The organism is Streptomyces sp. CNZ287 (assembly GCF_007827615.1).
Map to the genome: position 1 here is coordinate 239,771 of NZ_VISV01000009.1, position 14,192 is coordinate 253,962.

Annotated in this window: 13 protein-coding genes; all 13 read left to right on the forward strand. The window is 74.9% G+C overall.

The features are described from left to right. The first annotated feature begins 29 nt into the window (after positions 1–29). Positions 30–1,406: a preATP grasp domain-containing protein gene (locus tag FB457_RS18605; protein ID WP_486589067.1), complete on the forward strand. Its 1,377-nt coding sequence runs from the start codon at positions 30–32 to the stop codon at positions 1,404–1,406. Beyond that, positions 1,403–2,674 (forward strand): alanine racemase, encoded by a 1,272-nt coding sequence (locus tag FB457_RS18610; RefSeq protein ID WP_145782459.1) that lies wholly within the window; start codon positions 1,403–1,405, stop codon positions 2,672–2,674. Before FB457_RS18605 ends, FB457_RS18610 begins: the two co-directional genes overlap by 4 nt. A gap of 63 nt (positions 2,675–2,737) precedes the next feature. Continuing rightward, on the forward strand, positions 2,738–3,019 hold the full coding sequence (locus FB457_RS18615) for an acyl carrier protein (RefSeq protein ID WP_125938269.1): 282 nt from the start codon (positions 2,738–2,740) through the stop codon (positions 3,017–3,019). 9 nt (positions 3,020–3,028) lie between these two features. Continuing rightward, entirely contained in the window at positions 3,029–3,790 is a 762-nt protein-coding gene (locus tag FB457_RS18620; RefSeq protein ID WP_347614287.1) for a beta-ketoacyl-[acyl-carrier-protein] synthase family protein, read from the forward strand. After that, entirely contained in the window at positions 3,787–4,707 is a 921-nt protein-coding gene (locus tag FB457_RS36255; RefSeq protein WP_486589068.1) for an acyl-CoA dehydrogenase family protein, read from the forward strand. The genes FB457_RS18620 and FB457_RS36255 overlap by 4 nt, the downstream gene beginning before the upstream one ends. Further along, positions 4,704–5,930, forward strand: coding sequence for an acyl-CoA dehydrogenase family protein (locus FB457_RS18630; RefSeq protein ID WP_145782462.1), 1,227 nt, complete (start codon positions 4,704–4,706; stop codon positions 5,928–5,930). The genes FB457_RS36255 and FB457_RS18630 overlap by 4 nt, the downstream gene beginning before the upstream one ends. After that, positions 5,923–7,281: an MATE family efflux transporter gene (locus tag FB457_RS18635; protein ID WP_145782463.1), complete on the forward strand. Its 1,359-nt coding sequence runs from the start codon at positions 5,923–5,925 to the stop codon at positions 7,279–7,281. The genes FB457_RS18630 and FB457_RS18635 overlap by 8 nt, the downstream gene beginning before the upstream one ends. Further along, complete coding sequence (locus FB457_RS18640) at positions 7,282–7,998, forward strand: 4'-phosphopantetheinyl transferase superfamily protein (RefSeq protein WP_145782464.1); 717 nt, start codon at positions 7,282–7,284, stop codon at positions 7,996–7,998. Then, positions 7,983–9,461, forward strand: coding sequence for a condensation domain-containing protein (locus tag FB457_RS18645; RefSeq protein ID WP_145782465.1), 1,479 nt, complete (start codon positions 7,983–7,985; stop codon positions 9,459–9,461). The genes FB457_RS18640 and FB457_RS18645 overlap by 16 nt, the downstream gene beginning before the upstream one ends. Continuing rightward, positions 9,458–11,164 carry a hypothetical protein gene (locus FB457_RS35285; RefSeq protein WP_186462002.1) on the forward strand — a complete coding sequence of 569 codons (1,707 nt, stop codon included), beginning with the start codon at positions 9,458–9,460 and terminating at the stop codon, positions 11,162–11,164. The genes FB457_RS18645 and FB457_RS35285 overlap by 4 nt, the downstream gene beginning before the upstream one ends. Positions 11,165–11,433: 269 nt before the next feature. Next, positions 11,434–12,177, forward strand: a complete 744-nt coding sequence (locus FB457_RS18655) for an ABC transporter ATP-binding protein (protein WP_047019175.1) — start codon at positions 11,434–11,436, stop codon at positions 12,175–12,177. 1 nt (position 12,178) lies between these two features. Continuing rightward, on the forward strand, positions 12,179–13,024 hold the full coding sequence (locus tag FB457_RS18660) for an ABC transporter permease (RefSeq protein ID WP_145782467.1): 846 nt from the start codon (positions 12,179–12,181) through the stop codon (positions 13,022–13,024). A gap of 38 nt (positions 13,025–13,062) precedes the next feature. Further along, the gene (locus FB457_RS18665) at positions 13,063–14,169 is read left to right on the forward strand and encodes an ABC transporter substrate-binding protein (protein ID WP_047019177.1); all 1,107 of its coding nucleotides are present in this window, start codon (positions 13,063–13,065) and stop codon (positions 14,167–14,169) included. Positions 14,170–14,192: the final 23 nt, after the last annotated feature.

Below are 14,192 nucleotides of genomic sequence, written 5' to 3' on the forward strand. Positions count from 1 at the left end.
GCCACGAACGCCACGAGATGGGGGACGACATGACGGCCGACGACTTCATGAGCGGCGTCCGGCGCGCCTGCACCGGCGACCCGGCCGCACCGCTCGTACTGCTCGGCAACATCGAGGTCGAACGCGACTGGGCGCGCGGCGAGCCCGGCGTGCCGGCCGTCGGCGACAACGCGCCCTCCGCGGTCGTCGCGCGCATGGACGAGTTCGCGCTGCTGCTCGGCGGCGCGGGCGACCACGTGATCCTCAAGTCCGCGCCCGACCCCGGCTATCTGGACTATCTGCGCGGCCTGGGCCTCGACCTGCCGCACGTGCAGGTCACCGACCGGTGCGAGGCCGCCGTGCCCGTCACCGAGGAGGCACTCGACTCGCCCGCCCTGCTCGCCCGGCTGCGCGCGCTCGGCGCCGTCCGGCTCCTCCCGCACGGGATGTCCGCCGCCGAGGAGGAGCTGTGCCGGCGGGCCGGACTCGCCGCCGCGCTGCCGGCCGCGGCGCTCGCCAAGCGGGTCAACAGCAAAATCTACAGCCGCCGGGTCGCCGCCGAGCTGGGCCTGCCCCTGGCCGAGGGCTGGGAGTGCGAGTCGGTCGCGGAGTTCGAGGCCGTGGCGGCGAAGGCCGCGGCCCGGATCGCGGACGGCGCGGTCGTCGGCGTCAAGGACGCGTACGGCGTCTCCGGCAAGGGCATCGTCGTCGCCGACCGGGCGCGGCGGCTGGAGCAGATGGTGCGGATGGTGCGGCGGCGCGCGGAACGCACCGGGGACGACCGGCTCGCCGTCGTCGTGGAGGTGTGGGCCGACAAGGCCGCCGACCTCAACTACCACCTCACCGTGGGCCGGGACGGTTCCGTGCGCTTCGACTTCGTCAAGGAGGCGTTCACCGCGGGCGGCGTCCACAAGGGGCACCGTTTCCCCGCCCGGCTCACCCCGGAGCAGCACGCCGTCGTACGGGAGACCGCGGCCCTCCTCGGCGGTCGGCTCGCCGCCGACGGCTACCACGGCCCCGTGGGCGTCGACGCCCTCGTACGGACCGACGGCTCGCTGCTGCCGGTGCTGGAGATCAACGCCCGCAACAACATGTCCACGTACCAGACCCGGCTGCACGAGCAGTGCGTGCCCGCGGACACGGTCGTCCTCGCCCGGCAGTACGACGTCCGGCTGCCCGAGCCCGTCCCGTTCGACCGGCTCGCCGCCGTCCTCGGCCCGCTGCTCTTCGAGCGCGCCGCCGGCCGCGGCGCGCTCCCCGACAACCACGCGACCGTCAACGCCGCCTTCGCCTGCCCGGACGCGCGCCCGGCCGCCCCCGCGGACGGCCGCTTCCACTTCCTGCTCGCCGCCCCCGGCCAGGCGGCGGCCGACGCCCTGGACGCCGCAGTGGCCGCGCGCCTGACCGAGTTCGGAGACGTACGATGACCGACGCCACGCCCGCCGCCCACTGCCAGGGCCTCGCGCTCACCGACCTGGCCGCCGAGTTCGGCACCCCGCTCTACCTCTACGACGCCGACCGGCTGCGCTCCCAGTACACCGGCCTGCGCGAGCGGCTGCACCCGGTGCTGCGCCTCTTCTACTCCCTCAAGGCCAACCCCAACCTCGCCGTCACCCGCACCATGCGCGAGCTGGGCGCCGGCCTCGAACTGTCGTCGCTGGCCGAGCTGGCGACCGCGCAGCGCGCCGGCGCCACCGGCGCGGAGATGCTCTTCCTCGGCCCGGGCAAGAGCCGCGACGAGATCGCCGCCTGCCTCAAGGCCGGCGCCCGGCTGATCGCCGAGTCGCTGCCCGAGCTGGCCGTCATCGACGAGGAGGCCCGCCACCGCGGCACCACCGCGGAGGTGCTGCTGCGCGTCAACCCGGCGTTCGAGCTGAAGGGCGGCGGGCTGACGATGGGCGGCAAGCCGCGGCAGTTCGGCATCGACGAGGAAGTGCTCGACGCACTCGCCCCGGCCGATCTGCGCCGGTACGGGAACGTCCGGGTGACCGGCGTGCACGCGTACATGGGCACCCGCATCCTCGCCGCCGCCGCGATCGTGGAGAACACCCGGCGCATCCTGGAGCTGGCGGAACGGCTCGCCGGGCGGCTCGGGTTCGGCCTCGGCACGGTCGACGTCGGCGGCGGCCTCGGCGTGGCGTACCACGCGGCCGAGAGCGACCTCGACATCGGCGAGCTGATCGCGGGCCTCAACGCCGTCGTCGCAGCCTTCCACGCCGCGCACCCGGACACCCGGCTGGTGATGGAGCTGGGCCGCTACCTCGCCGCGCCGGCCGGGACGTACCTGACCCGCGTCCGCTACACCAAGGAGTCGCGCGGCGAGCGCTTCGCCGTCTGCGACGGCGGCACCAACCACCACATGGCCGCCGTCGGTATCGGCTCGCCCTTCCGCCGCAACTTCCCCATGCACCGCGTCGGCGGCGGCGGACCGCTCGTCCCGTGGAACGTCACCGGGCCCCTGTGCACCCCCAACGACACCCTCGGCAAGGCCGTCGACCTGCCCGCGGACCTGGCTCCGGGCGACCTCGTCGCCGTCGCCCGCTCCGGCGCGTACGGGCCGAGCGCGTCGCCCGTGCTGTTCCTCAGCCACGGCCACCCCGCCGAGGTGCTGGTCGCCGGCGGTCGCGCGCGTCTCGTACGGCGCCGCGACACCGTCGACGACCTGCTGGAGCGCCAGCCGGACCCCGCGCCGTAGCGCCCGCCCCCCGACCACCGTACGAAGCACGCACGCACCACCGATCCCCTCAGGAGGCAGAGCATGACCACGCACGTCGATGAGGCCGGGGCCGACCTTGCGGCCAAAGTCATCAAGTCGCTGGAGGCCGTGCTGCGCAAGGACCTCGGCGAGGCCACCGCGCAGACGAAGCTCTTCGAGGAACTGGGCCTGGACTCCACCAGCGTCCTCGAACTCCTCATGACGCTGGAGGACGACCACGGCATCGAGATCGACCCCGAGACCCTGGAGCCCGAGCACCTGGAGACGGTCGGCGCCGTGTGCGCCTTCATCGAGGCGTCCGCGGGACCGGGCGCGGCGGGCTAGGCGGTGGCGATGCCCGTCGCACTGGAGCGGCTGACCGCCGTCGGCCCGCCGCCGGCAGGCCACGGCGGCACCACGGCCGCGGACCTGCGGGAGTACGCCGACGACCTGGAGACGGTCTACGGCCCGCTGCCCGACCGCACCTGGCTGGAGCGCGGCGAGCGGGTCTCGTACCCGGACCTCGTGACGGCCGCCGCCGGCGTGCTCGGCGGCCGGGACAGCGGCGTGGACCTGCTGCTCACCGTCACCCCCGTGCCGGACTGCCAGGCGCGGGTGCTGCCCGGCTGCCTGCTGGCGGAACTGCTCGGCGGCCGGCCACAGGTCGCCGGCGTCAACGACCAGGGTGCGGCCGGTGCGTTCACCGCGCTGCGGCTGGCGCGCGGCCGGATCGCGGGCGGCGAGGCGCGGCGGGCCGCGATCGTCGTCATGGAGCAGTCGACGTTGCCTCCCGAGCCCGGGTACGCGCTGCCGCCGGGCGGCGGCGCGGCCGTCCTCGTGCTCGGCACCGGCACCGGCCCGCGCCTCGCCGAGCTGACCGTACGCCGCGTGCCGGCCGCTGCCCGGCGCCCCGGCCGGCGGTCGGGCGGCTGGCTGCGGCCGTGGTACGAGGCCGCGCTGCGGTACGCCGCCGACCCCGGCGGCGGGCTCGCCGTCGCCGACCGGGACGACGTCCTGGGCTACGACTGCCGGGTGCTCTTCACGCCGGTGCCCGCCGCCGGCGGCCGGCCCACCACCCCGTTCCCGCGGCAGAGCGCACTGGAGGCGCGGACGTGACCGTACGACCGACCCGGCAGCGGGGACCCGTGCTCGACACCGCGCTCGGGCTGCGCTGCCGCGCCCGCGCCAAGACCGAGGGCCCGGCCCCGGCCCTCGCCGAACTCCGCGCGGGACTCGGCCCCGACGCCCGCGCCTGGGGCCCCGGCGGGCACACCGTGCTGCCGCTGGCCGCCGCAGAGGCGCCGGGCGGCGCACCGGTCGCGACCCTGGAGTTCGCCTCCGGCGACCTCGGTGCGTGGCGCGATGCCCGCCACCGCGACGGCATCACGGGGCCCTGGGCCACGGGCGTGCTGTGGATCCGGCTCGGCCTCACCGAGCAACTGCTGCGCACCGCGGCCGACCACCTGGCGGGCCGCCGGGTGGGCGGCGAGGTGCTGGCCGACATCGCGTCCGTACGAGCCGCGCTCGGCGAAGCCGCCGCGGACCTCCTGGAGGCCCGCCTCCTGCTCGAACACGGCCCGGACGACGGTATGCCCGGGACCGCGGTGGCCGCACCGCCAGGTGAATCCGCGACCGGCCCGGACCGCCGGCCGGCGTCCGGGCCCGGCGCCGCGGAAGGCGCCCGCGGGACGGTGGAGGCCGCGCGCGCCACCTCCTCCGGCGGGTCCGCGACCGGGCCGGGCCACCACACCGTGTCCGGGCGGGCCGCAGGCGCCGCCGCCCCGCAGCCGCCGGGACCCCGGACCCCGGCCGGCGGCCCCGCCGCGCCCGCCGCGCCCGGCGCCGAAGGCGCCTCCCGCGCGGCCGAAGCGCTCGTACGGGCGCAGCGTGCCGTGCTGCGGCTGCTCGGTGCCGCCGGGTATCTCGACGCCGGGCCCGGGCGGCTCGCCCGCGCCGTCGACCTGCTGGCCGACGTCCATCCCGTCGCCGCGGAGCCTGCGGCCCGCCACCACGCCACCGAGGTGAGCCCATGACCACGACCCCCATCCGCACCCCGCCGCGGGCCGGGCACCGGCCGCCGCCCCCCGACCCCGCGCGGCTCCGCGCGGCCGTCGAGGAGTACGCGCGGGCGTTCCGCGCCACCGCCCTGGCCATGGACGAGCCCGGCGCCGACCCCCGGACCCTCAACCCCGTCGTCCACGACGCCTACTTCCCCGTCCTCCTCGGCCTCCCGCCCGCGTACAACCCCGACCCGCTGGTCGTCGACGGCCGCCCCTGCCACCTCCACTCCTGCGTCGAGCGCGTCGTCGTCTACGAACGCCTCGCCTGGGGCGACGCCGCGCTGATGGTCGCCGCCCCCGGGCCCTCCCTCTCCGGCGTGCTCACCGAGGAACTGGGCGACGACGACCAGAAGGAGCGCTACTACACCACCCTTGCCGCCGGCCCCACCTGGACGTTCTTCGCGCTCACCGAGCCGCACGCCGGATCCGACGCCACGGCGCTGACGACCGCGCTCACGGAGACGGGGACCGGGGCCGGGGCCGGGGACGGCGCCCCGGCCCCGTACCGGCTCAGCGGCGTCAAGAAGTACATCGGCAACGCCGTCCGCGCCGACCTCGGCGTCGTCTTCGCCCGTATCAAGCCGGGCCCCGTCGGCGTCGTCGCCGTGCTGATCGAGCCCGCCAGGACGGGCTTCACCGCCACCGCGCTGCCCACCACCGGGATGCGCGCCATCGGGCTCGGCGAGATCCGCCTCGACGGCGTGCCCGTGGACCGCTCCGACATCCTCGGCATGCATCTGTCCCCCACCCGCCGCGGCATCGTCGGCGCGATGCGCACCTTCAACCGCGCCCGCCCCGTCGTCGCCGCCATGGCCCTCGGCATCGCCCAGGCCGCCTGGGACTACGCCCGCGACCACCGCCGCACGCTGCGCGCCGGCGAATCCGGCGCCATGGACGCGCTGCGCCGCCGGCTGGCCGGCACCCGGCGGCTGGTGCTGGCCGCCGCGGAGCAGGCCGACCGCGACGCCGGGGACGGCACCGTCGCCTCGGCCGCCAAGTACCGGGCCGCGGAACTCGCCCTGGAGACCGCCGAGTACGCCCTCGGGCTCCTCGGCCCCGGCGCCCGGCTGGAGCACCCGCTCCTCGACAAGCTGCACCGCGACGCCCGCGCCTTCGAGTTCATGGAGGGCACCGGCACCATGCAGCGGCTCAACCTCGCCCTGGGCCACCGGAAAGGCAGGATCCTCGATGACTGACGTCAAGGAGCACGGCGACCCGGCAGCGGGCGCCGCCCCGGCCCCGCAAGGCGACCTGCGCGCCAGGCTGCGCGGCCTGGCCGTCCCCATCTGCCTCGGCGTCGTCACCGGCCTCGGCGCCCAGTTCGCCGTCTCGGCGCTGCTCGGCAACATGGGCGGCGACGCGCTCTACATCCGCGCCCTGTTCATCCCCATCTCCTTCTTCTTCCTGGCGCTGGAGGAGGGCATCGAGATCAGCAGCCAGGTCGTCTCCGCGCGCCGCCGCGGCGCCGACGCGGGCGACGACTCGCAACCCCCGCTGGTACGCATCGGGGCCATCGCCCTCGGCTGCTTCGCCGTCGCCGCCGCGGTCATCGCGCTGGCCGCACCGCAGATGGCCGGGACGCTCGACGTCGACGCCGCCTCGCACGACGACTTCGTGCTCTTCGCCCGCCTGGTCGCCGCGTCGTTCCTGCTCGCCGTCCTCACCTCGGTGGTCGCGGGCACGCTGCGCGGCTGGGGCAGCGCGCGGTCGGCGTCGGTCATCACCATCGCCGTCGCCGGGATGCAGGTCCTCGGGGTGTGGCTCCTCGGCTTCCACGCGGACATGGGCGTCTTCGCCGTGCCCGCGTCCATCGCCGGTGCCTCCGTGGTGGGCCTCACGTCGGGGCTGGTGCTGCTGGCGCGCACCGGACTGCTGCGCTTCGGCCGCCCCGCCGAGCCGCTGAGGCGGACGGTGGGGATCCTGGTCACCGTCGGGGTGCCGGTGGCGGTCTCGTACCTCTTCATCGCGGGCATGAACTACACCTCGCTGTGGGTGCTCTCGGACTTCGGCTCCGACGCGGTGGCCGGCTACGGCGGCGCGCACGCCGTCCAGGTGCTGTCCCTGTCGCCCGCGATCGCACTCGGCTCGGCCGTCGCCATCACCATGAACCAGTCCCTCGGCGCGGGCGAGAGCCACCTGCTGCGGCCGGTCCTGCGCGAGGGCGTGCGGTACGTGCTGATGGTGTACGCGGTCCTGGCCGCCGCAGGCTTCGCGCTCGCCGGCCCGCTCGGCAGGCTGATGAGCGACGACGCCGGCACGGCCGCCTTCACCGACGAGTACCTGACGGTCGTCGCGCCGAGCTGGCTGGCGTTCGGGCTGCTGAACATGGTGACGATGAGCCTGCAGCAGGTACGCAGCGGGCACCTCACCATCGCCTCCGACATCGTCTACCTCGGCGCCGTCAACGTCGGCGGCGGACTGCTCGCGCGCGCCGTGGACCACGCCGAGGCGTACTTCGCGGCCCTGGCCGCCGGGAACGTCGTCATCGGCGGGCTGCTGCTCGCCACCGCCTGGCGGCGCTTCGGGCGCGCCGCGGAGGCGGCCTAGGTGGGCGGGGCCGGGGGAGGCCGGGGCGTACGGGTCTGGGCCGTCGACCTGTCCGGCGACGCGGGTGCGGCGGAACCCGCCGCGGGGCTGCTCACCGACGCCGAACGGGCCCGCGCCGCACGGCTTGCCGACCCCGTACGCCGCACGGCGCTGCTCCGCTCGCACGCAGCCGCCCGGCGGCTCCTCGCCGGCCACCTGGGGCTGCCCCCCGGGGAGATCGGCTGGACCGCGGGCCCGCACGGCAAGCCGGCGCTGACCGGTGCGGGCCGCGGCTGCGAGTGGAACCTGTCCCGCTCGGGGCTGCGCGCCCTCGTCGCCGTCGGCGGCGCCGTGCCCGTCGGCGTCGACCTCCAGGCGGAGCACCCGCACGGCGACCCGCTGGCGCTGGCCCGGCGGTTCTTCGCCCCCGCCGAGGCGGCACAGCTCGCGGCGCTGCCCGCGGGCGGCGCCCGGGTGCGGCGGCTGTGCCTGCTGCTGGCCCGCAAGGAGGCGTGGGCGAAGGCCGCCGGCGGGCGGCTGCTCGACTTCCTGCGCCGCGACGCCGGCACCCTCACGGCGTCGCCCGGGGTGTCCCGGCCGGTGGGCGGCGCCGGGTACGCCGTCGCCGACCTCCCGGCCGGACCGGGGTACGCCGCCGCGGTCGCCACCACCGGCCGTACGACCGGCCGCATCGACTACCGCAGTTGTGACTGGAGGGACCTGTGCGTACCGAACTGAGCGAGGTGGCGGGCCACACCGCCCGCGCCGTCACCGTCGGCATCGCCGGAGCGCCCGCGGGCCGCGGGCCCGTGACCTGGGGCCAGTGGGCCATCCGGCGGGCGATGCTCGACACCGAACCCGACGACCACGGCACCAACGTCAAGCTCCTGGTGCCCGTCGAACCCGCCGTCCCCGCCGGCCGTGCGGTCGACGCCGTACGAGGGCTGCTCACCGTGTACGACGCGCTGCGCACCCGCGTCCACGTGGACGGCGACGGCGCGATGCACCAGGAACTCGACGGCGGCGGCACGTTCGACGTGCACCTCTTCGACGCCGAGGACGCCGACGCGGCCACCGCGCTCGCCGACGCCGTGGAACGCCGGTGGCGCGCCGTGCGGTTCGCGTACGACCGCGAGTGGCCGGTGCGCGCCGCGCTGGTGTGCGTCGACGGCAAGGCGGTGCGCGCCGTGCTCGTCCTCGCGCACGTCGCCACCGACGCGATGGGCCTGACCCTGCTGTACCGCGCCCTGACCGAGCTGCTGCACGGCGCCGACCCCGCGGCGCTGCGCGCCGCGAGCCGCGGCCACCAGCCGCTGGCGGAGGCGGGGTTCCAGGCGTCGGAGAAGGGCCGCAGGCGCGACGCGGCTGCCCGGCGGCACTGGGTGGAGTCCCTGCGCGACGCCCCCGAGCGGCTGTTCGTGCGCCGGCCCGGGGCGCGCCCGCGGTTCCGGCAGGCGGTGCTCGCCTCGCCGAGCCTGCCGGGGGCGCTGCGGACGCTGGAGGAGCGCCGGCGGATCGGCTCCTCTGCGGTGTTGCTCGCCGCCGCCTCCGCGGTGGTGGCCCGGCAGTCGCGGCACGACCGCGCCGTCTTCCAGGTGATGGTGAGCAACCGGTTCCAGCCCGCGCTGCGGGAGGCGGTGAGCACGGTGACGCTGGAGGGCCTGTTCACGCTCGACGCGGGGCTCGAACCCGGCGCGGGGCCCGCCGCGTTCGAGGCGCTGGCCCGGCGCGCGGCGCAGGCGGCGATGAAGACGTATTACCACGCGTACTATGACAAGTCGGCGCTCCTCGCTGACCTGCGCGGGCTGGACGAGCGGCGCGGCCGGCCGACGGACCGCACCTGCTGGTACAACGACCTGCGCGACATGATCACCGAGGCGCGGTCGGTGGACCGGCGCGAACACGAGGGCGTGCGGCCGGAGAAGTCGGTCATCGAGTGGCAGACGCTGGGACGGCAATCGGAGACGTCGGTGGCCTGGCACGTCTATCGCAGCCGGCACTTCATGCCGGTGTCGCTGACCGTGGACACCGGCCTGATCGACGAGCCGGCCGCGGAGGCGATGCTGACGGGCTTCGAGGCACTGATCGTCGACGCGGCGCGTGCGGTGGAGGCGGCGGACGCGGTGGAGGCGGCGGAACCGGGCGCCGGACCGGCCGCGGACGCGGGTGCCGCGGGCCCGAGCCGGGCGGCGCTCGCATGACGCGACCGCCCGTCCGGCTCAGCACCGTCGTCATGTGCCACCCCTCGCGCCTCGCCGGTGCCGAGCGGGTCGCCGCCGAGTGCGCGCCGCTGCCCGCCCGTATCGTCCGTGACCCCGACCCCGGCGGCTTCCCGAGCCCGCTGCGCACCGCGAAGGCCGCCTGGGCGGCGGTCGCGCCCGGCGCCACCCACCACCTGGTGGTGCAGGACGACGCCCACCTCGCCCCCGGCTTCGCGGGACACGTCACCGCGCTTCTCGAACGGCACCCGGACCGGGCCGTGTCGCTGAGCGTGCTCTGGGTGTCGCCGTACAACTCCTACCGGGTGCGGCAGGCGGCCGTGGGCGGCTACGCCTCGGTGCGGCTGGCGCCCTGGGAGTGGGTGCCGTCGCTGGCCCTGGCGCTGCCCGCGGGCACCGCGCACGAACTCGCCGCGTACCTCGCGGAGTTCCCCGACGACACCCGGGACGACGACGAGCACATCGCGGTGTTCTGCGCCGAGCGCGGGATCCCCGTGGTGGCGCCGGTGCCGCACCTGCTCGACCACGGCGTCGGGCCCTCCGTCGCGGGCAACGACCACCACGGCATCCGGCTCGCCGTCGCCTGCGCGAACGGGCCCGTCGCCACCGCCCACTGGGACGGCCCGGAGCTGACCGACCCCGCGCGCCACGGCGGCCTCGGCTATGCCGTCGAACTCGTCGCGTCCCGCTGCCACGTACGGATCCGGCGCAGCGGCGAACAGGAGGCGGCGGAGCAGCCGTTCACCTGGCCGTGGCGCCCCTGGTCGGCGCTGCTCGGCGTGGCGCACGAGACGATCGCCGCCGCCGCCCGCGCGGCCGGACCCGCGCCCCGGGCGCTGCCCGCGGAACCCGCGGGGGAGGTGTGGGCCGCGGGTTACCTCCTCGGCGCGCTCACCCCGGACGGCGGCGACGCGCGGGCGGAGCACCGGCGGGTCCGCGAGGACGCCCGCGCGGCGGCGCTGCGGAGCTGGATCACGGCGGGGCTGCGCCCCGGCGATCTGGAGGCCCTCGGCGAGGAGGGGTGCGCGGCGGCGGCGGAGTGGGCCGCGCGCGCGGTCGCCGGGGGCCGGTCGGCGCGGGAGGCGGGGAAGCGGACGGCGGCGTACGGAGGGGGCGTACCGGCACCGAACGAGGAGACGCCCGCTCCCGAACACGCCGCCGTGGAGCGGATGGCGCGCCGCGAGGCCCGCCTCCTGCTCGGCCCCGCGCCCGGGGAACTGCCCGACGTGCGGCTCAGGGTCGTGCCGTGCCCGGAGCACCCCGGCGCCGATCCGGCGCTGCCCGTCAGCGACTTGCCGGTGCGCTGGCTCGGCGAGCACCTCAGCGAGGCGGCCGGCGACTCCACCCTCGTCGTCCACGCCTGCGAACGCCTCGAACCCCGTCCGCTCGCCGGCCTCGCCGCCCTCCTCGACGGCGGCTGGAAGGGCACCGTCGAGACCCGCGCCGCCACCGTGGCGCGGCTGCGCGCCGCCGGGCTGCGCGGCGCGGCGCTGACCGCGGCGGTGGACGACGCCGAGCGCCGGTTCGCCGCCGGCGACGGCGCCGTTGTCACCCTCCCCGCGGCCTGCCGCGCGGCCGGCGGCACGCCGCGCCGGCTCTGGCCGCACGACGACGCGGAACTGTCCGCGGCCGACGGCGTCTACGCGCGGCTGCGGCTGCGCCGCGTACGGGAGACCCCGCTCTAGACCTGTCGGTACAGAGCCGTCCGCGCCGGAGGGGCGGCCGGTGCACCGGGTGACCACCGGTGCACCGGCCGCCCTTCCGTGTGTCCGCGCTGGGTCGTCCGAGGGAAATCCATGTTTCTTCTCTTGACGGGCTCGGGGTGACGTGCCTAGCGTGTTTGATAACACATTCTTAGACAGTGATAACCCGATCGGCCAACTCCGGTGTCGCTCTGATGCGCGGAGAGGAGCTTTCCATGGAATCCATGGGGATTTCAGCGCAGGGTATCGCGATGAGTTTTGCTCGGCGCGAGCAGGAACAGACGGTTCTGGAGAACCTGGACCTCGACATCACCCCCGGCAGCTTTGTCACGCTGCTCGGCCCCTCAGGATGCGGCAAGAGCACGCTGCTGAAAATTCTGGGCGGCATTCTCGAACCCACGGAGGGCACCGTGAGGATCGGCGGGCAGCCGGCCGCGGACGCGGTCAAGGACCGCGTGATCGGGCTCGTACCGCAGCGGCCCGCGCTGCTGCCCTGGAAGTCCGCGCTGCAGAACGCGAGCATGCTGCGGCAGCTCGCCGCCGACGAGCGCGCCGCCGAGGCCGCCCCCGCGGCGCGCCGGGCGCTGGAACTGGTCGGCCTCGCCGCGGCGGAGGACAAGCTGCCGCACGAACTGTCCGGCGGCATGGCGCAGCGCGTGTCCATCGCCCGCGCGCTGGCCATGGACCCGGCCATCCTGCTGATGGACGAGCCGTTCGGCGCCCTGGACGCCATCACCAGGGACGAGATGAACCTGAAGCTCGCCGAGATCTGGGCGACGACCGGCAAGACCGTCGTCTTCGTCACCCACTCCATCTCCGAGGCGGTCTTCCTCTCCGACACCGTGCACGTGATGGGCCTGGACCGGGGGCGCTTCCTGGAGACGCTCGACGTCGCCCTGCCCCGGCCCCGCACCCGCGAGGTGCTCGACGACCCCGTGTTCACCGAGTACACGGGGCGGCTCCGCGGCCACCTGGAACCGAAAGCGACGGTCTGACATGGTGCTCGCACAGGACGACGTGAAGAAGCCGGCCGGGCGCCGCCCCGGCGGCGGATCCGGCGGCGGCGCGGTGCGTGCCTGGATCCGGCGCGTGTGGCCCAGCCTCGCCGTGTTCGTCGCCGCCTTCCTGCTCTGGGAGCTGGCCGTCGAGGTCTTCGGCATCTCCAGCTTCGAGCTGGCCAAGCCGAGCGAGTTCCTCGCCGAGATGTGGCGCTCGCGCGACATGCTGGGCGACGCCGCCTGGGTCACCACCCAGGAGATCCTGTACGGCTTCCTGCTCAGCTTCGCCATCGGCGTGCTGCTCGCCGTGCTGATCGTCCGCTTCGGCTGGCTGGAGCGCGCCCTCTACCCGTTGATCGTGCTCTTCCAGGTCGTCCCCAAGGTCGCCCTGGCGCCGATCTTCATCCTCTGGTTCGGCTACGGCCTCGCGCCGAAGCTGCTGCTCATCGTGGTGATCACGTTCTTCCCGATCACCCTGAACACGATCGTCGGGCTCAAGGCCATCGACCAGGACCTGCTCCTGCTCATGCGGTCCGTGGGCTCGTCGCGCAACCAGATCCTCACCCGGATCCAGATCCCCACCTCGCTGCCGTACCTCTTCGCCGGCATGCGTATCGCGATCACCCTCGCGGTCATCGGCGCGGTGGTGGCGGAGTTCTCCGGCGCCCAGAACGGCCTCGGCTACCTCATCCAGTTCGCCTCGACGCAACTGGACACCCCGCTCATGTTTGCGGCCCTGACCCTCGTGTCCCTGCTCGGCCTGATCCTCTATTACGGGATGTCGCTGCTCGAGTTCCTGCTCCGCAAGCGATTCCCGCACATCACGGCCGACACCACCCGTTGAATCCGGCTTGGCATTCTCTCCTGCACTAGGAGCCCATCATGTTCCCCTCCGGAAAGAAAATCAGGAAGAGTAGGAAAACCGTCGCCGGTATCGCGGGCGCGACGACAGCGGCACTTCTTCTCGCCGCCTGCGGCGGCGACTCGGGAGGCGACTCCGCCGACGGCGGACTTGACAAGGTCACCATCCAGCTCGACTACCAACTCCGCGGCAACCACGGCATGTTCTACGTCGCCGACAAGCTCGGCTACTTCAAGGACGAGGGCATCGACGTCGACACCATCAAGACCGGCACCGGCTCGCCCGACGCGCTGCGCATCGTCGGCACCGGAGGCGCCGACTTCGGCTTCGCCGACCTGCCGTCGCTCGTCACCGCGCGCTCCCAGGAGGTGCCCGTCACCACCCTGGCGGCGGTCAACCAGACCTCGCCGCTGGCGATGTGCACGGTGAAGGACGAGAACAAGCTGACGTCGATCGACGACCTGAAGGGCATGACGGTCGGCATCCACGCCGCCGGCTCCACCTTCCTCTTCTATCAGGCGCTGCTCGGGGACAACGGCCTCGACCGCGGGGACCTCAAGGAGGTCAGCGTCACCCCGCCGTACGAGAACTACCTGATCCAGGGCAAGGTCGACACCGTCCCCTGCTACATCGACGCCGAGGTGCCGCAACTGGAGGACGCCGCCGGCGGCGAGGGCTCCCTCGACGTCCTGCTCGGCTCCGACTACGGCTATGAGGCGTACGGCTCCGGCCTCTTCACCAGCGACGACATGGTCAAGAACGACCCCGGCCTGGTGCAGCGCTTCACCAACGCCTACATCAAGGCGTTCGGCTACGTGATGGAGAACCCGGACAAGACCGCCCAGATCCTCGCCGAGTCCTCCCCGGAGACCCGCGACAAGGCCGACCTGTTCGAGCGGCAGATCCAGGCGGACATCGACCACACCTTCACCAGCGCCGTCACCGAGAAGCACGGCCTGGGCGCCATGGACAAGCAGGCGTGGCAGGCGACCATCGACGCCCTCGCCGACCAGGACGTGCTCAAGGGCAGCCCGCCCAGCGTCGCGGACGTCCACCAGGAGAAGTTCGTCGAGAAGGCCGCGAAGACCGGCGCCGGATCCGGTGCCGGGAACGACGCCGGCAACTGAAGGCGCGGCCGGCCGCCCCCGGG